Raw genomic sequence first — 18,978 nt, 5'->3', positions numbered from 1 at the left:
AGGGTTAATTAATAGATATTTCTCAATAAAATAGATTCATGATGGATAGAATGGAAGAGAATATCGATGGACATGGAACACCTCATTTTGCGCCATTTAAGTTTTAACTAATATGATAAAAGTTGTACCCCTACAATTGGTATGCTAACTAAAACTGATTATTTTCGCCAACAATCATTCAGAAAATTAATTTAAAATATATGACAAAAATAAAAGTAGCCAATCCTGTTGTAGAGTTAGATGGCGATGAAATGACCCGTATTATATGGAAATTTATCAAAGATAAATTGATTTTACCGTACCTAGATTTAGATATTAAATACTACGATTTAGGAATGGAATATAGAGATGAAACCAATGACCAGGTAACTATTGATGCTGCAGAAGCCATTAAAAAATACGGAGTTGGTATTAAGTGTGCTACTATTACACCTGACGAAGCGCGTGTAAAAGAGTTTAACTTAAAACAAATGTGGAAAAGCCCTAACGGAACTATTAGAAATATATTAGACGGAACCGTATTTCGCGAACCAATTGTTTGTAAAAACGTACCTCGTTTAGTACCTAACTGGACTGCACCTATTTGTATTGGCCGCCATGCATTCGGTGACCAGTACCGCGCAACAGATTTTGTAACCAAAGGAAAAGGTAAACTAACCATAACTTTTACACCCGAAGAAGGTGGCGAAGTACAAAGCTTTGAAGTATTTAACTTTAAAAGCGATGGCGTAGCTTTGGCTATGTATAATACCGATGAGAGTATCCGTGGTTTTGCACATTCATGCTTTAACCAAGCATTAAGCAAAAAATGGCCTTTATACCTATCAACCAAAAATACTATTTTGAAAAAGTACGATGGTAGATTTAAAGATATTTTCGAAGAAATTTATCAGGCAGATTACAAAGCAAAATTTGCAGCAGCAGGTATTGTTTACGAACATCGTTTAATTGACGACATGGTAGCCTCAGCTTTAAAATGGAACGGAAACTTTGTTTGGGCATGTAAAAACTACGATGGCGATGTGCAATCAGACACAGTAGCACAAGGTTTTGGTTCATTAGGTTTAATGACTTCAACTTTAGTTACACCTGATGGCAAAACAATGGAAGCAGAAGCTGCTCATGGAACAGTTACCCGCCATTACCGCGACCACCAGGAAGGTAAACCAACTAGCACCAACCCAATTGCAAGTATTTTTGCATGGACCCGTGGATTAGAGTTTAGAGGTAAGTTAGACAATAATCAGGAGTTAATTAACTTTTGCGCTGCTTTAGAAGCTGTTTGTATTGAAACGGTTGAGAGCGGTAAAATGACCAAAGACTTAGCCGTGTGTATTCATGGTAATAAAGTTACTTTAGGAGAGCATTATTTAAATACACAAGACTTTTTAGATGCGATTGATACTAACTTAAAAGCTAAGTTAGCATAGTTTAAGTTAAATAATCATTAGTTATAATAAAGAGCTGTTTCAAATTTGTTTTGAAACAGCTCTTTTTGCTTTACAGAAATAAGTTTAGCATTTATTTGGGCGTATTAATGTTTATAATGGCATATTTGAAACTTTTATTTATCAATAGTAATTGCATGTTTTATATAGTAGGTTTAACCATTACTTTCTTTTTATCAATCATTCTTTTAACCAAAAGGAATAAGTCAAAAGCCGATATTATATTGGCTATTTGGTTGCTATTTATTGGCATTCATTTAGCTTTTTATTATGCGTTTTTAACAAAAGCACTATACAATTACCCATACTTGCTAGGCTTTAATTTCCCTTTACCACTTGTGCATGGCCCATTTTTATACTTGTATACAAGTACCCTCATCAGTAATCGTTTTCATTATAAAACAGATTTACTCCATTTTATTCCTTATTTATTAAGCCATATTTTCTTTATCCATTTTTTTCTAATGTCCAATCTGGCTAAAATTGATGTGTTCTTAAATCAAGGAGCAGGATTTGAATTGCAAATGAAAATTCAGACTATAGCAATTATGATTTCTGGAGTAGTGTATGTGATACTTGCCTTTTTAAAACTAAATACCCATAAAAAACACTTATTACAAGAATTCTCCTACACCGAAAAAATAAAATTAGATTGGCTAAGGTATTTAATCATGGGATTAGGTGTTATATGGTTAATTGTAGTGCTTATTGACAGTGACCCAGTAATATTTAATGCAACAGTTGTGTATGTTATACTATTGGGGTATTTTGGTATAAAACAAGTTGGTATATTTAACAATAGGCTCACCTCATCCGAAAAGAAAGAAAAAGCCCCATTGGCATTAGCAATGACATTAGATACATTACCAGAAGAGCCAAGCCAAGAAACAGAGAATGTAAAGTATAGAAAATCATCGTTGGACGAAGAAACAGCAATGGCAATTCATAAAAAACTAACACAACTAATGCATGATGAAGAACTGTATAAAGATGCTGAATTGACACTTACAACACTGGCTATTCATTTAAATGTGCATTCCAATATTTTATCACAGGTCATCAATTCGTATGAAAATAAAAACTTTTACGACTTTATCAATGATCTAAGAATTGATGAATTTAAAAAACAGGCTTTACTCGAAAAAAATAAAAAGTTCACACTCCTGTCAATAGCCTTAGAATGTGGTTTTAATTCAAAAACCTCATTTAATAGAAACTTCAAAAAAGTGATGGGCATTACCCCAACACATTATTTAAAACAAAACCATATTACCTTAAGTGAGTAGTTGTAAATCTTATGGCGTTGTAATAAACAGCTGAAAAACAAAAATTTATATTTATTGAAAAAAGGGTTCAACTTATAAGTTGGGGCGATTGACTTGTGCAATCACCACATTTTTGCTGCGTTGAATTTTACAATAAAATAAAATGGAGACGACAACGTTTATTAATTCATTTTTAATTTATCGCGTAAAGTAAAAATCGAATGAACAGCACAAAATCACCTAATCAAAGATTACACAAAGGAAAACAGTAAAATTAAGTAACGAAGTAAAAAGCAGTAAACCTACCCCGATTTAATAAGTCTTTAATACCGTTCAGCATGAAAATTTTAAAGTTAAACAGCTAAATTTTAAAGTTCATCATTAATAATGCTGTTCGAGTGGTAATGATTGAACAAATTTGCGGGCCGAAAAAAGTATGAAACAGAAAAAAACAATTTATTTTATTATCCTATTACAACTATTCAGTTTTAAAGCACTGTTAGCCGATAATAATGCAGACAAAGTAAGTATTAGCGGTTACGTTAAAGACTCAAAAACAGGAGAGGATTTAATAGGTGTAACCGTTTATGAAAAAGCAAGTAATGTAGCAGTAAGCACCAACGCTTACGGATTTTATTCCATTACTACTACCAAAGGTAAACATGTATTTAGTTTTAAATATTTAGGTTATCAATTATATGATTTGGAGGTTGATTTACAGTCAAATACTACCAAGAATATAAACATGGAAGTAGTTGGAAAAAAATTGAATGAAATTCAGGTAAACTCTAAAAAGAAAGACCAGAACATACAAACGGTACAAATGAGTACAAATACCATTAGTATGGAGCAGTTAAAAAAATCGCCAGCCTTATTTGGTGAGGTTGATTTAATTAAAAATATTCAACAATTGCCTGGTATTCAAAGTGCAGGTGAAGGAACCAGTGCGTTTTTTGTGCGAGGCGGAAGTTCAGACCAGAATTTAATTTTATTAGATGAAGCACCCGTTTACAATCCATCCCATTTAGTAGGAATTTTCTCCGTATTTAATGCAGATGCTATTAAAAGTGCTGAGGTTTACAAAGGAGCCATTCCGGCACAATTTGGAGGCCGTTTATCATCCGTAGTTGATATAAGAAGCCGCGATGGAAATTTAAAGAAAAGAGCAGGTTCTGCTTCTATTGGTTTACTATCAGCCAAGGCAACTTTTGAAGGACCTATTAAAAAAGATGTAGGCTCTTATATTATATCAGGCAGAAGAACCTATTTTGATTTGTTTTTAATGGGCTCGAGCGATAAAGATGTGAGTAGTACCAAACTTTATTTTTATGATGTAAACGCCAAAATAAATTTTAAACTGGGCGATAAAGACAGATTGTTTGTGGCCGGTTATTTTGGTAAAGATGTTTTTGGCTCAAGCGGTTTTGGTTTAAACTGGGGTAATGCTACCGGAACAGTAAGATGGAACCATGTATTTAACAACCGTTTGTTTTCAAACACAACAGGTATTTTTAGCGATTTTAATTATGGTTTAGGCGTAAACAGCGGTGTACAAGGGTTTGACTGGAAGGCTAATATTACCGAGTATAGCATTAAGCAAGATTTTAGTTACGCATTAAACAACAAAAACGATTTAAAATTTGGCGGGCAAATAAGCAGCAGAACTTTTCAACCGGGCGAAGTAAAACCCAATGACAAGAACTCTATTTTTAAAGATTTAATTGTTCCTAAAAATTATTCGTTAGAGTATGGATTGTATGCAAGCAATGAGCAAAAAGCAACCTCGCGTATTAGTTTGCAATACGGACTTAGGCTATCAGCTTTTCAAAACAACGGAGCTACTATTTATACCTATGCTAACAATGCCAAAAAGGATGTTAAAGAAATAACAGACACAATAAACAATGGCTTTTTTGATGTAGATAAAACCTTTATGGGTTTAGAACCACGTTTTGGTATGCGTTACATGTTAAATACAACAAGTTCAATCAAAGCATCGTATAGCCGCACATACCAGTATATGCATATGTTAAGCAACTCAACAGCTCCATTACCTATTACCATGTGGGTACCAAGCTCACGTTATGTAGACCCGCAATCGGCAGATCAGGTAGGCTTAGGTTATTTTAAAAACCTGTTTGATGATAAAGTAGAAGTATCAGTAGAGGGTTATTATAAATGGATGAACAATGCCATTGATTTTAAAGACAACGCCCAGTTGTTGTTAAACCCGGCTATTGAAACCGATATTTTAAGAGGAAAAGGCTGGAGTTACGGATTAGAGTTTTATGCTAAAAAATCAGTTGGTAAAACGCAAGGTTCAATCAGTTATACATGGTCAGTTACCGAGTTGCAAATTGATGGTATAAACAATGGCAAAGCATACTATGCTCCTTGGGACAGAAGACACAATATAAACATAGGTGTAACACATGAATTAAACGAGCGTTGGAGTTTTGGTGCTAACTGGACTTATGGCTCAGGTCGCCCGGTAACATTGCCAGCTGCTAAGTATTATTTTGATTACGGTTCGGCAGTATATTATAGCGAGCGCAATGGCGAACGTACTCCCGATTTCCACCGTTTAGATATTTCGGCTAACCTAAAAAGCAAGAAAAAAGAAGGCAGAAAATGGGAAGGTATGTGGAACTTCTCCATCTATAATGTGTACAACAGACAAAACCCATTTTCAGTGTATAGCCAAAACGTAAAAATTGATGATGATAAAACATCCAATGATAAACAAATAGTCATGTCGTGGTTATTCCCTTTAATACCTTCAGTTACTTATAATATTACCTTTTAATAAATAGTTCGATGAAAAATATAAATAAATTAATAATAGCATTACTGTCACTTAGCTTTTTAATGGCTTCGTGTGGTGAACCGGTAGATATAACAGCCGATTACGATGTAAATAAAAACAGCGGAAAAGTGCCACCCGTGGTAATTGAAGCATGGTTGTTAAATGGAAGCGAAACACAATATGTAATAGTATCAAAACCTGTAGCCATTAACAATGGAGGCCGTAATTATGTAAACAATGCAACAGTAGTTTACAGTGACGATAAAGGAAATACTGCTAACTTAACTTTTGTTGGTAATGGCCGATATGAAACCAACAGTTTTCCGGGTATTAACGATGGCAGAGTATATAAGCTACAGGTAACTGTTGATGGAAAAATATACGAATCGCTTTCCAAAATACCCGTTACACCATTACCTATTGATAGTATAAGAGCAGAACCAAACGAGGATAAGCCTGGTAAATACGTAGGTAAATTATATGCCAATGTACACACCACTTTTGATGAGTATTATGTGTTCAGGTTTTATAGAAATGATACTTTACAAAATCAACCGACTGATATATTTGTAGCATCAAACAGCGGATTGAACGGAAGAATACCTGGTATTGAATTGTTAAGTGATTATAAAAAAGGTGATGAAATAAAATGCGAGTTTTTCTCGATAAGCAAAGAATCATTTGATTTTTATACAGGCTGGCAAAACCAGGTAAACAACGATGGAGGTATGTTTAGTGGCCCACCTGCTAATATAAAAGGAAACATACCCGGTGCAATGGGATTGTTTCAAACCAATTATATTATTAGAGATAGTGTAGTAATACAATAAAAATAAAAAGGCGCTTCAAAGCGCCTTTTTATTTTATACAAAGACTAGTTACAGTTGGATAACGTAAACAATCACTTCGTACACTTAAATCTTAATTTCGTACTTATATACTTTATAGGAGTCATTATTCAAAGCATCTTTGTTTCGTTAAATTTAAAAACCAAACAATATGAAAGCAATAATTATTTCAATCGCCCTGGTTATATACGGCTTAAATGTATTGGCTGCTAACCCGACTAAAACCGACACACAGTCCGGAACCAATAAAAATACTGCAACTTTCAGCACCAAAACTATGAAAGCTTCTGTTACTTATGACAATGCCAATATGGTTACTTTGGATTTGAGCAAAACAGATAACCAAAAAGTAAAAATCAGCATAGTTAAAAACGGCATTACCATATTTTCCGATTCATATAAAAATGTTTTGGAACTAAGCAAAGGATACGATATCAGTGAACTACCCAAAGGAAAATACACTATACTGATAGTACAAGGTGACCAGAAATTTGAGAAACAAATTGAAAAAACTTTTGATGGTGCTATAGAGTTTGAGCAATAAAAAAACGATATAATTGTGCAATGAGGTGTAACATGGTAGATAAGAGAGGGCGATTACGCATACAATTAAGCGTAATTATTTATACGCTCATATTTACTTTAACCCAATCTTTAAGGGGCTTCCCGTTTTTTTTGGACGATTTAATTAAAAGATTCCTGTTAGATAGTGCGTCTTTTTTTATTGCATTTACCGTTACCTACCAGTTTAAAGACTGGCTTAATGAAAATTATGATTGGAATGTAAACCCCAAGAAAAGGTTAATCATGGAGTCCATACTAAGAGTATCAGTAAGCGGGGGCATTATTATTTTACTGCACATTGTTTTAAGCTATGTTTTTATTGGTTTAACTTTAGATGTAACGAGCAATCCTTATTCCGATAAATTTAGCGAAGTGCTTATTTATAATTTTTTTGGTAACTATACCTACGTTGGTTTCTTTGATGTTTTCATTAAATTTTTGGTTTTGGTTTTAGTGATAGAATTGTTTGTGATTTTTGATTTCAGTAGTTACTTAATACAGAAATGGAATAGTTCGAAAATTGAAAAAGAAGCATTTGAAAAAGAGAAGGCACAGTTTAGCTTAGAACTGTTACGCACACAAATCAACCCCCATTTTTTATTCAATAATTTAAATACCCTTTCTTCACTTATATATATTAACCAAGATAAAGCAGCCGATTTTTTAAGAAAGCTTTCAGGCGTGTACCGCAATATTTTAGAGTATAGAAACAAAGAAACTATTTTACTAAGCGAAGAGCTTAGTTTTTTTAATACCTATGCTGATTTATTGCAAGTACGTTTTATGGATATGCTGTTTTTTGATGTACAGGTAGAAGAAAGGGCACTTACAAAAAAAATTATCCCACTTACTTTGCAAATGTTGGTGGAAAATGCCATTAAGCACAACGTAATAAGTAGCAACAGGCCACTACACATTACTGTAAAAACAGAAAACGATACTTTAACAGTAAGTAATAATTTACAAATTAAAGAAACGCGCGAATACTCTAGCGGGCTGGGATTGACAATGATCAGCAACCGATATGATTACGTGAGCGATAGAAAGATAGTGATTAATAAAACAGAGGAGTCATTTGTTATTTCAGTACCACTAATTGATTAATTTAAGATGAGAGCAGTAATAATTGAAGACGAACCATTTGCACGCCACGAGTTAAAGCGGTTAATTACCAACGTGGATAGCACTATACAATTTGTAAAAGAAATTGATAGTGTACAGGATGCCGTGGAGTGGTTAAGCAGTAGCCAGCAGTTTGATATTATTTTTCTCGATATACAATTGGCCGATGGTTTAAGTTTTGAAATATTTGACCACGTGAAAATTACCAAACCTATTATTTTTACTACCGCATACGATGAGTATGCTATTAAGGCATTCCAATTAAACAGTATAGATTATTTACTAAAACCAATTGAAGAAAAAGCACTGCAAAAAGCACTCGATAAGTTAAACATAGTAAAAGAATCGTTTGCCAGCCAAACCATAGATACCAATAAACTAAGAGATTTATTCCAACCCGTTAAAACATATAAGTCGAGGTTTTTAACCAAAATAGGCGACCAGTATAAGTTTATACCCATTGATGATGTGGCGTATTTTTATGCAGAACGAAACACTATTTATTTAGTCAATAGCCAAGGGCAAAAAAGTATTGTTGATTTCAGATTGGATGAACTGGAACATCAGCTTGACCCTAAACTATTTTTCAGAGCCACACGCAGCTATATTGTTTCTATAAAAAGTATACGCAAAGTAAATAAGTATTTCAACAGCCGCTTATTAATTGAAGTAGAACCAAAGGCCACAGAAGAAATATTGGTAAGCAGGGTTAAGGTTGATGATTTTTTAACCTGGATGGACTCGTAAAAATTAAACATGCAGTATAAACCAAAGCATATATTATTTTTAGCAAGCTGCCTGTTGGTGGTGTTCTCTGCGTGTACGCGAAAAAAATTGGTTATAACCAACGTACCAACCAATACACCAAAAGGTTCGCAAATATTTGTAGCGGGTAACTTTAACAATTGGAATCCGGGAGATGCCAATTATATTTTAAAGTATAACGCTGCTGATAAAACCTATTGGGTTGATTTGCCAATGGGCTTTGGTAAAATAGAATATAAGTTTACGCGTGGCGATTGGACCACAACTGAAACAGATAGCTGTGGTGGTGAATTTGGAAACCGTACACTGCTTACAGCCGACTCAAGCGATCAGATAGAAAATAACATTGTTAGCTGGCACGATTTAGAGCCCGTAAACTGCTCACGTATGGTATTAGAAATTGATTCGTTGCCGGTTAATACACCTAAAAATACCACTATATTTTTTATGGGTAATATTAACAACTGGGGCTTGGCTAACGAGTCGTTTAAGTTTACAAAAGCTAAAAATAATAAATACTATTTAACCCTATTTAAGCTGGCCAATAAAGTAGAGTTTAAAATAAACAGAGGTTTTAATGAAACCGTTGAAGCCAATGAATTTGGTAGAGAAGTAAATATACGTCAAATAGATTTTGGTAAAAAAGATACCGTAAAAATAAACATTAAAGCTTGGCTCGACTTACCATTACAAACACAAACCAAACATACTTTTATAATAGAAAGTGTGCCACAGAATACACCTAAAAGTGCCGATGTGTTTTTAGTGGGTGACTTTAATAACTGGAACCCTTACGACAAAAATTTAACCTTTTCAAAACTGCCTGGTGGCAAGTTGGTTTTAACCATGAATTTTAACGATAGAAGAACGCATGAGTTTAAAGTAACACGTGGCGGTTGGGATTTTCAGGAAGCTGATGCCAACTTTCAGGAATTAAGCAACAGAACAGTTAATTTATTAAAACGCGATACCACTTATTTAAGAGTAGTGAACTGGTTTGATAAAGCACCAAACTATAAAAACATTATACGCAGAAGAGCTAACTTTTTAGATATAACCTTACCGGGCGTATCAGAAAAACCCGCACCGCCACCATTACCTTCAACCATCAATTTTTCACAACGGATGGAAGTGAGTGATGGTTTAAGAAAAATAATATTCATTATTCATAAAGTGCCTGAGTATACCGAGCCAACAGATAGAATATATTTGGCAGGCGATTTTAATAACTGGAATGATAAAGATGACCGCTTTGTATTTAAAAAACTAAGCAATGGTAAATACATATATGTGCTGAAACTAAAAGACAACGAAGCCCACGAATTTAAAATTACCCGTGGTGGCTGGCATAGTGAAGAAGCTAATGCAAGATTAGAAAAGTTAAGTAATAGAAAGTTTGAGTGCTGTCAGGATAATGATACCGTTGACTTGCGTATAGTGAATTGGTTAGATTATAGTTTAAAAAGAAGAGTAGTTTTTATTATTGAACAATTGCCACCGGGCACTACCGATGCTGTTTATTTAACGGGCGATTTTAACAACTGGAACGAAAAGGATGAACGATTTAAGTTTAGTTTTTTAGGTTACGATAAAAGAATATTGCATATAAACAGTTTCAATAAAAACTATAATACCTTTAAAATAACCCGGGGCAATTGGGATACAGAGTTTGCCAATAAACGTGGGAATGCCTTGCCTGACATGTCTTTTAGAACGTATATAAAAAACGATACCATCCGTTTTACCGTTCCAAACTGGAAAGACGAAAAGTAGGTTTATTTATTTCTGCACATACTTTTATTATCATAGGTAAAACCGTTTTTTTGTCCATTAATTTTTGACAATGGCAAATCAACACGCAATAGCTATACATGGTGGAGCAGGTACAATACTCCGCTCATTAATGACACCTGAAAAAGAAGCGCAATACAAACAAGGTTTACAAAATGCCTTAGAAGCGGGAAGTAAAATATTAAGTGGAGGTGGCTCCAGTTTAGATGCGGTAGAAGCTGCAGTAATGAGTCTGGAAAACTTTCCATTGTTTAACGCAGGCAGAGGTGCTGTTTTTACCAATAAAGGCACACACGAAATGGATGCATCTATTATGGAAGGAAAAACATTGCAGGCAGGTGCTGTTTCAGGCATCAGCCAAGTACAAAACCCTGTTCATCTAGCCAAAGTTATTATGCAAAAATCAGGGCATGTTTTTTTGCAGGGGAAAGATGCAGAACAGTTCGCTAAAACCATGCAATTGCCTTTTCAACCCGATGAATATTTTTATACCGAAGAGCGCTATAAACAATGGCAGGATGTAAAAGATACCGATGGCTATCAGCTAGACCATACCGTATTGGAAACAGGCGAAAAAAAGTTTGGTACTGTAGGTGCAGTGGCCATTGATACAGCGGGTAATTTAGCTGCCGCTACCTCAACCGGTGGTATGACCAATAAACGTTTTGGCAGAGTAGGCGATAGCCCCATAATTGGTGCAGGTACTTATGCCAATAACAATACCTGTGCTATAAGTTGCACCGGCCATGGAGAGTTTTTTATGCGTGCCGTAGTAGCTTACGATATAAGTTGCTTAATGGAATACAAAGGCTATTCATTACAACAAGCGTGTAATTATGTAGTAAAAGATAAGTTAGTTAAAATGGGTGGCGAAGGGGGTTTAATAGCCTTAGACAAATTGGGCAATATTGAATTGAGTTTTAACTCCGATGGCATGTATAGGGGTTTTTTGCGTCAGGGAGAACAAGTCTTTATCGGCATTTATGAATAAACTATTTTTATCAGTAATTTTTATGCTTTGTGCATGCTGTTTTTTAAATGCACAAACCAAAGATTCAACAGTTGGTTATATAGAAATCCCACCTCAGTATCCGGGAGGAGAAGAAGCTATGTATAAATTTTTGAATGAAAACATAAAATACCCGGCAGAAGAAAGAAAGAATGGTATTACAGGAAAAGTAATTGCCAAATTTGTTATTAGCGATGCGGGCGATGTTACCAATATAACAATACTTAGTAAAACACCAGAGGCATTTAACAAAGAAGTAATAAGGGTATTGCAGTTAATGCCCAAATGGAAACCCGGTAGTCAAAATGGTAAGCCAGTACAGGTTTACTATAAAATACCTATTGCTTTTAGCATGCCCGATGATAAACCCAATAACCCTTCGAAAAACGGAGATGCAGATAAAGTAGCAGAATATATTGGAATAGCTTGCGGTATAGTAGCAGGCGTATTAATTTATACCCTGTTTTTCAAGTAAATATTTCTTGTTTACTTTTTATTGATTACAATAGTTTTGTCATTACTTTTTAAAGCACCATTTAATAGATAGCTGCTTACATCCTGTGCCGCATACTTACTGCAACATTTTGAGTTATTACCGATAAAAATTATTTTAATATCCGTAATTTCATTTACCACCTGTGAGTTTGAATTGATAATTTTATAACTGAAATCCGAAGTGTAATTTACATTCCTGCCACCTTCATATACATATAAGTTATAAGGGTATAATGCATTCGTGAGCTCAGTAAAGGCAATATTTCTATCATCATACAAATACGTAGTATCAACCACATGTGCAAATGCATTGGCCGAATCTGACTCATATTTAACAATATAAGTAGCGTTCAGTTCCTGCAGCTTAAAACCATTGGTGGTTGAGTCCATATTCATTTTGCAAGCCAGGCCATTTCTCATAGCATATTCCGTACAGTCAATTCCCGTTCTGCCCGGAAAATCACATCCGCACCCATATAGGAACAAAACGAACAGTGAAAAAAATAAAAATTTAACCAATTCTGTTTTCATCAATCAAATATATTGGTTTTATATAAAAAGCTAACAATCCAATAATTGAGTAGTATAACTACAATTTGTTTCACTTTCTTTTCCACACCCTTTATAGTTTGCTGGCAATAATTATCTTTGCCCAATTTTAAGCAGTTCCATTTACGGACACGCTTCAGATTGTTTCATTCAATCAACAAATTATAGAAAATGCCTAAAGATACCAGCCTTAAATCAGTACTTATTATTGGAAGTGGACCTATTATTATTGGTCAAGCATGCGAATTCGATTATTCAGGAAGTCAAGCCGCCCGTTCATTAAAAGAAGAAGGAATTGAAGTTACTTTAATTAACTCAAATCCGGCTACCATTATGACCGATAAAGTAACGGCTGACCATGTATACCTTTTACCATTAACCATAGAAAGTATTGAGCAAATTCTGCAAGAGCGCCATATTGATGCTGTTTTACCAACCATGGGCGGGCAAACAGCTTTAAATTTAGCCATCGAAGCCGATGAAATTGGCCTTTGGGATAAATATAATGTGCGTATGATTGGGGTTGATATTGCAGCCATTAATACCACTGAAAACAGAGAGCTTTTCCGCCAGAAAATGATTGATATAGGCGTACCCGTTGCACAATCACGTGTGGCCAACTCATTTTTAGAAGGAAAAGAAATTGCACAAGAAATAGGCTTCCCCCTGGTAATACGCCCGTCATTTACATTAGGCGGAACAGGCGGAGGATTTGTATTAGATAAATCGGAATTAGATGCTGCTTTAAAACGAGGTTTAGAAGCTTCGCCAACACACGAAGTATTAGTAGAAAAAGCCTTATTTGGTTGGCAAGAATACGAATTAGAATTGTTACGCGATAAAAACAACAACGTAACAGTAATTTGTACCATCGAAAATTTTGACCCGATGGGCATTCACACAGGCGACTCAATTACTGTTGCACCTGCTATGACCCTGAGCGATAGCACTTACCAGCGTATGCGCGATATGGCTATACACATGATGCGCAGCATTGGAAACTTTACAGGCGGCTGTAATGTACAGTTTGCCGTAAACCCTGAAGACGAAGAAATTATTTCAGTGGAGATTAACCCACGTGTTTCACGTTCATCAGCGTTGGCAAGTAAAGCTACCGGGTACCCAATTGCAAAAATTGCAGCCAAGCTGGCTATAGGTTATCACTTAGATGAATTAAAAAATCCCGTAACCAAAACCACTTCAGCCTTTTTTGAGCCGGCTATTGATTACGTAATAGTAAAAGTACCACGCTGGAATTTCGATAAATTTAAAGGAGCTAACAAAACCCTTGGTTTACAAATGAAATCAGTGGGCGAAACCATGGGTATAGGCAGAACCTTTATTGAAGCCCTGCAAAAAGCCATTCAGTCGCTAGAAATAAAACGCAATGGTTTAGGAGCCGATGGTTACCAGCAAAAGAAATTAGAAGACATAGTAGAAAAACTGAAAAACCCTAGCTGGGATAGAATATTTGCCGTAAAAGATGCATTGAGTTTAGGGATACCTATTTCATCAGTAGAGAAAATGACCCGTATTAGCCGTTGGTTCCTGAACCAGATAAGCGATATGGTACATTTAGAAAATACCTGCAAACGTTTTAACCTGAATAACATGCCCCACGAGGTAATGTTAGACTTAAAACAAAAAGGATACAGCGATGCACAAATAGCCCATTTACTGGGAGCCGATACTAGCGAAGACGAAGTTTGGGATTTAAGAAAGAAAATGGGCATTAAGCGTGTTTACAAAATGGTAGATACCTGTGCAGCCGAGTTTCCTTCACCAACCAATTATTTCTATTCAACCTTTGACCAGGAAGATGAAAGTATCGTTTCCGATAAAAAGAAAGTAATTGTACTAGGTTCAGGTCCAAATAGAATAGGCCAGGGTATAGAGTTCGATTACTGTTGCGTACACGGTTTATTGGCCGCAAAAGAATGCGGTTACGAAGCCATTATGATTAATTGTAATCCAGAAACCGTTTCAACCGATTTCGATATGGCTGATAAATTATATTTTGAGCCGATTTTCTGGGAACACATCCGCGAAATAATTGAAAAAGAAAAACCAGAAGGCGTAATCGTACAACTAGGTGGTCAAACAGCTTTAAAACTAGCCCGTAAATTCCACGAGCACGGTATAAAAATTATAGGAACTAGTTTCCCTGATATGGATTTATCAGAAGACAGAGGCTCATTCTCTGATTTACTAAAAGAATTAGATATTCCTTATCCTAATTATGGCGTAGCCGAAGATGCAGACGAAGCCATTGCAGTAGCGAATAAAGTAGGTTATCCCGTGTTAGTTCGTCCAAGTTACGTATTAGGCGGACAAGGCATGAAAATAGTAATAAACGATGAAGACTTGGAGAAAGCAGTAATCGATTTATTAGGTGATTTACCCGGAAACCGTGTATTAATTGACCACTTTTTAGATAGGGCAGAAGAAGCCGAAATAGATTTAATATGCGATGGCGAAACCGTTCACATTATAGGTATGATGGAACACATAGAGCCTGCCGGTATTCACAGTGGCGATAGTAGTGCCGTATTACCACCATTTAGCTTAAGCGAAAATGTACAAAAACAAATGGAAGACATTGCTACCAAACTAGCCTTTAAAATGAACATTAGAGGATTAATGAATATGCAGTTTGCCATTAAAAACGAAAAGGTTTATGTAATTGAAGCCAATCCGCGTTCAAGCAGAACGGTTCCATTTATAGCCAAAGCATATGGAATAGCATACGTTAATATAGCCACCAAAATTATGTTAGGCGAAAATAAGTTAACTGACTTTACCTTCGATAGACAACTAAAAGGATACGCTATAAAAGAACCCGTGTTTTCATTCAATAAATTCCCGAATGTAAACAAAGAGTTAGGCCCCGAAATGAAATCGACAGGCGAATCTATACGTTTTATAAAAGACCTGAACGACCCGCATTTCCGCCAGTTAAAAAGCGAGAAAAGCATGTTCTTGAGTAAATAGGTTTGTAAAAACTTATAGTACTCAATATCTTAAAAGTTGTTTCATAGGAATATATTTTTATATTCGTTTTTACGATGAAAAATATATTCCTGTTTACCTTTATCCTTACACTTGCATTTGCTTCTTGTAGTAAAGAAGAATCAAAAACAACAGAAACCGCTCAAGAAGAAATACTGGAAATAAAAACCAGTTTTGGCAATATGTACATGTGGTTATACAAAGAAACCCCACAGCACAGGGCCAATTACCTAAGTTTAGCCCAAACCAGTTATTTAGATGGAACTACTTTTCATCGTTGTGTAAAAGACTTTGTAATACAAGGAGGCGACCCCAATTCAAAAGATGCCGATTCAACCAATGACGGTTCAGGAGGTCCTACTTATACCATACCCGCAGAAATAGATGCTACCAAATTTAAACATGTATATGGCGCAGTAGGTGCTGCCAGAACAAATAATCCCGCAAAAGCATCAAGCGGATCACAATTTTATATAGTAATAAACAAATCAGGTACACCCAATTTAGATGGTGGATATACCGTATTTGGTAAAATTATAAAAGGCATGGAAGTGGCAGAACAAATAGTAGTACAGCCACAAAAAGCAAGCAATAACAGACCATACACCAATATAGTAATGGATGTAAACATAGTGAAGAAAACGCTTGATGAGTTAAAGACAGAATACAATTTTGTGCCTTAACATTTTTATTCAATGAATGAAAAGTTGGTTTAATAAACCCATAAGTATACTTATTGCGTTGTTGCTAATTATTGGCAACAACAGTAAAGCACTATCCTTTTCCGATACCACTATTATTAAAAACCATTTAGCGTTAATTACAAAAACCGATGGTTATAGAACATACGATAATATAGACCTGCTCAATAAAACAGCCAACTATATACAATCCGTTTTTAATCAATACAGCGATAGCGTAAGCTTTCAAAACTACCAGGCAAATGGATTGGAGTATAAAAATGTAATATGCTCATTTGGTACAGAAAATAGCAAACGAATAGTTATTGGAGCCCATTACGATGTTTGCAGCCGGCAGGAAGGAGCCGATGACAATGCTAGCGGTGTGGTTGGTTTACTCGAATTGGCCCGTATGTTAAAAGGTCAAAAGCTAAAATACAGAATTGATCTGGTAGCCTATTCATTAGAAGAGCCACCCTATTTTAAAACCAATTTTATGGGTAGTTATATACATGCCAAATCATTGGTTGATAGCAAAGCCAGCGTGTATGGAATGATTTCGCTGGAAATGATAGGCTATTTTAAAGATGAAAAGAAAACACAAAGTTATCCATTAGGTATCCTCTCCTTGTTTTATGGCAATAAGGGTAATTACATAACATTCGTAAAAAAAATATCAGCCGGAAAATTCACACGCAAATTTTGTAAAGGATTTAAGGCCACCAAATATATCATAACAAAAAAATTTGCAGGCCCCGCTTCCTTACCAGGCATTGATTATTCAGACCATTTAAACTATTGGAAATTTGGTTTTAGTGCCTGTATGATTACGGATACTTCTTTTTACCGCAACCACAATTACCATGAAACAACTGATACCTTAGAAACACTGGATTTAAACAGAATGGCAAAGGTTATAGACAGCGTTTGCAACACACTTATAAATTTGCAGTAATGTATTCTTTGGGTTAATCTTTAGCAGGTCTTTTGTGTTTCCAGCGCCTGTGACTCCATAGCCATATTTCAGGTTGGTGAATAATATCCTCTTCCAGTTTTTTATGGAAAATATTCGTCACATAAAAATCGTCAGTAGTACTGGCATCGTCACATAATACCTCCAATCGGCACTCGTAATAGCCCCTGCGAGGTTTAGTTACATGGCAGTAAACTACAGGGTATTTAAATTTTTTGGCAATTTTTTCCGCACCAATAAAAACAGGTGTGTCTTGGTTTAAAAAAGTAAGCCAATGCGCATTTTGTGCGCTGGGTGTTTGGTCAGCAATAAAACCGGTAGCCGTAAACTCATTGCGTTGCGCAACCATTTCGCGCAAAGTATTTTCCATGGTAAACAAATGTACGCCCATACGCGTACGCATTTTAAAAGTAAGCCATTCAAAAAACGGACTGCTTAACTTATGGTAAATACCACAAATTTGTACCGTTTTTTCCAGATGCCATATACTGGGTAACCATTCCCAATTGCCCATATGGCCGGTTAAAATAATAAAGCTTTGTTTCTTATCTATAAAAGGTTGTATGACCTCAAAATTAGGATAGACGCCCTTTTTATAAAGCTCCTTTGCGGAGCAGGTAAGTAGTTTAAAAGTTTCTAGAAATACATCGAACAAATGTTTATAGAATTTTTTAGCAATGGTTTCAACCTGCTGCTCCGTATAAGTGGGGAAAGCATTGCGTATATTACCATACACCACCTTTTTGCGGTAACCTATTACATAAAAAGCCAAATAGTACAGCAAATTACTAAACATATAAAGTATAGGATATGGTAACATACCCAATACATAAAATGGAATAGCATAAATGTTAAATAAAAACTTTTTCAAAAATTACAGGCTTCAATTAAGTGAATCCAAAAGTATGTGAATAGCACCTAAAAACATAATTGTTTCAATTGTTGCCAACTTGCTTTAAAATTGCGGACTCATGCAATTAGTAGAAAGCTTTGACAGCGCCAAAAATGGCAAAATAAATGTAATACGCTTGCATGATAAGCTGGTGGTAAATACACGCAATGCCAATCAGTCGTTTGATGGCTTACACCAATTATTCAAAACCATATTTAACGATTTACAATTAGAAAAAGTAGTTCCGCAAAAAATACTATGCTTAGGCTTGGCAGGCGGCAGTATAATACATATTATAAAAAATGAGCTACAGCTCAACAGCCATATTACGGCCATTGAGTACGATGAAGTAATGGTACAAATAGCCAATAAATACTTTGGCTTACAGCAGTTCAGTCATTTAAATGTAGTAATAGCCGATGCCTTTGTTTACGCCCAACAAAAAGCTGCTACAGAAACATTCGATTTAATTATTGTTGATTTATTTGAAGACAATAAAGTAGTGGAGAACGTATTCAATATTGAATTTAACGAGCAATTGTTAAATATGTGTCCAAATGGAACTATTATTATCAATGCTATTTGTAACAATAAAAACCAGCTACTTCAATTAAATACCCTATTTAGTTTTTATAAAAATAAACAAAACAATTGCACCCTTAAAACCTACCCGATAGCTCCTGAAAACAAGGTTTTAATAGTACAAACCTAAATTATAAAGCATACTTATATAATTTTTACCAACACATAGTAATAACTAGG

The 18,978-nt window shown here is 35.1% G+C and carries 16 protein-coding genes; 14 read left to right on the top strand and 2 right to left on the bottom strand.

What is annotated here, in order from left to right:
* The first annotated feature begins 200 nt into the window (after window positions 1-200).
* The 10 genes from V4538_02175 to V4538_02130 all read left to right on the top strand — a co-directional run bounded on the left by V4538_02175 (window position 201) and on the right by V4538_02130 (window position 12,093).
* Window positions 201-1,430, top strand: a complete 1,230-nt coding sequence (locus V4538_02175; protein MES2379819.1) for an isocitrate dehydrogenase (NADP(+)) — start codon at window positions 201-203, stop codon at window positions 1,428-1,430.
* Between the two features lie 155 nt (window positions 1,431-1,585).
* Window positions 1,586-2,734 (top strand): helix-turn-helix domain-containing protein, encoded by a 1,149-nt coding sequence (locus V4538_02170; GenBank protein MES2379818.1) that lies wholly within the window; start codon window positions 1,586-1,588, stop codon window positions 2,732-2,734.
* Between the two features lie 415 nt (window positions 2,735-3,149).
* Complete coding sequence (locus V4538_02165; protein MES2379817.1) at window positions 3,150-5,519, top strand: TonB-dependent receptor; 2,370 nt, start codon at window positions 3,150-3,152, stop codon at window positions 5,517-5,519.
* Window positions 5,520-5,530: 11 nt separating this feature from the next.
* The gene (locus V4538_02160; GenBank protein MES2379816.1) at window positions 5,531-6,349 is read left to right on the top strand and encodes a DUF4249 domain-containing protein; all 819 of its coding nucleotides are present in this window, start codon (window positions 5,531-5,533) and stop codon (window positions 6,347-6,349) included.
* 169 nt (window positions 6,350-6,518) lie between these two features.
* Entirely contained in the window at window positions 6,519-6,911 is a 393-nt protein-coding gene (locus V4538_02155) for a hypothetical protein (protein ID MES2379815.1), read from the top strand.
* 32 nt (window positions 6,912-6,943) lie between these two features.
* On the top strand, window positions 6,944-8,035 hold the full coding sequence (locus V4538_02150; GenBank protein MES2379814.1) for a histidine kinase: 1,092 nt from the start codon (window positions 6,944-6,946) through the stop codon (window positions 8,033-8,035).
* A gap of 6 nt (window positions 8,036-8,041) precedes the next feature.
* On the top strand, window positions 8,042-8,800 hold the full coding sequence (locus V4538_02145) for a LytTR family DNA-binding domain-containing protein (protein ID MES2379813.1): 759 nt from the start codon (window positions 8,042-8,044) through the stop codon (window positions 8,798-8,800).
* A gap of 9 nt (window positions 8,801-8,809) precedes the next feature.
* Window positions 8,810-10,591 carry a hypothetical protein gene (locus tag V4538_02140; GenBank protein ID MES2379812.1) on the top strand — a complete coding sequence of 594 codons (1,782 nt, stop codon included), beginning with the start codon at window positions 8,810-8,812 and terminating at the stop codon, window positions 10,589-10,591.
* 70 nt (window positions 10,592-10,661) lie between these two features.
* Complete coding sequence (locus V4538_02135) at window positions 10,662-11,600, top strand: isoaspartyl peptidase/L-asparaginase (protein ID MES2379811.1); 939 nt, start codon at window positions 10,662-10,664, stop codon at window positions 11,598-11,600.
* Entirely contained in the window at window positions 11,593-12,093 is a 501-nt protein-coding gene (locus V4538_02130) for an energy transducer TonB (GenBank protein ID MES2379810.1), read from the top strand. The genes V4538_02135 and V4538_02130 overlap by 8 nt, the downstream gene beginning before the upstream one ends.
* Before the next feature lie 11 nt (window positions 12,094-12,104).
* Here V4538_02130 and V4538_02125 read toward each other — a convergent pair whose 3' ends face one another.
* A complete protein-coding gene (locus V4538_02125; protein ID MES2379809.1) occupies window positions 12,105-12,644 on the bottom strand; it encodes a hypothetical protein in 540 nt (179 codons plus the stop codon).
* A gap of 189 nt (window positions 12,645-12,833) precedes the next feature.
* Here V4538_02125 and carB point away from each other — a divergent pair, with 189 nt between their 5' ends.
* The 3 genes from carB (at window position 12,834) to V4538_02110 (ending at window position 17,306) form a co-directional block, all read left to right on the top strand.
* Window positions 12,834-15,653 (top strand): carbamoyl-phosphate synthase large subunit, encoded by a 2,820-nt coding sequence (gene carB, locus V4538_02120; GenBank protein MES2379808.1) that lies wholly within the window; start codon window positions 12,834-12,836, stop codon window positions 15,651-15,653.
* Between the two features lie 74 nt (window positions 15,654-15,727).
* A complete protein-coding gene (locus V4538_02115) occupies window positions 15,728-16,354 on the top strand; it encodes a peptidylprolyl isomerase (protein ID MES2379807.1) in 627 nt (208 codons plus the stop codon).
* 16 nt (window positions 16,355-16,370) lie between these two features.
* On the top strand, window positions 16,371-17,306 hold the full coding sequence (locus V4538_02110) for a M28 family peptidase (protein ID MES2379806.1): 936 nt from the start codon (window positions 16,371-16,373) through the stop codon (window positions 17,304-17,306).
* A gap of 13 nt (window positions 17,307-17,319) precedes the next feature.
* Here V4538_02110 and V4538_02105 read toward each other — a convergent pair whose 3' ends face one another.
* The gene (locus tag V4538_02105; GenBank protein MES2379805.1) at window positions 17,320-18,195 is read right to left on the bottom strand and encodes a lipid A biosynthesis acyltransferase; all 876 of its coding nucleotides are present in this window, start codon (window positions 18,193-18,195) and stop codon (window positions 17,320-17,322) included.
* Window positions 18,196-18,295: 100 nt separating this feature from the next.
* Here V4538_02105 and V4538_02100 point away from each other — a divergent pair, with 100 nt between their 5' ends.
* Entirely contained in the window at window positions 18,296-18,928 is a 633-nt protein-coding gene (locus V4538_02100) for a methyltransferase domain-containing protein (GenBank protein ID MES2379804.1), read from the top strand.
* Window positions 18,929-18,978: the final 50 nt, after the last annotated feature.

The organism is Bacteroidota bacterium, assembly GCA_040388375.1.
GTDB lineage: Bacteria > Bacteroidota > Bacteroidia > UKL13-3 > UKL13-3 > JAAFJM01.
The sequence above is the reverse complement of the archived record's forward strand: the minus strand, read 5'-3'. Positions and strand labels throughout refer to the sequence as shown.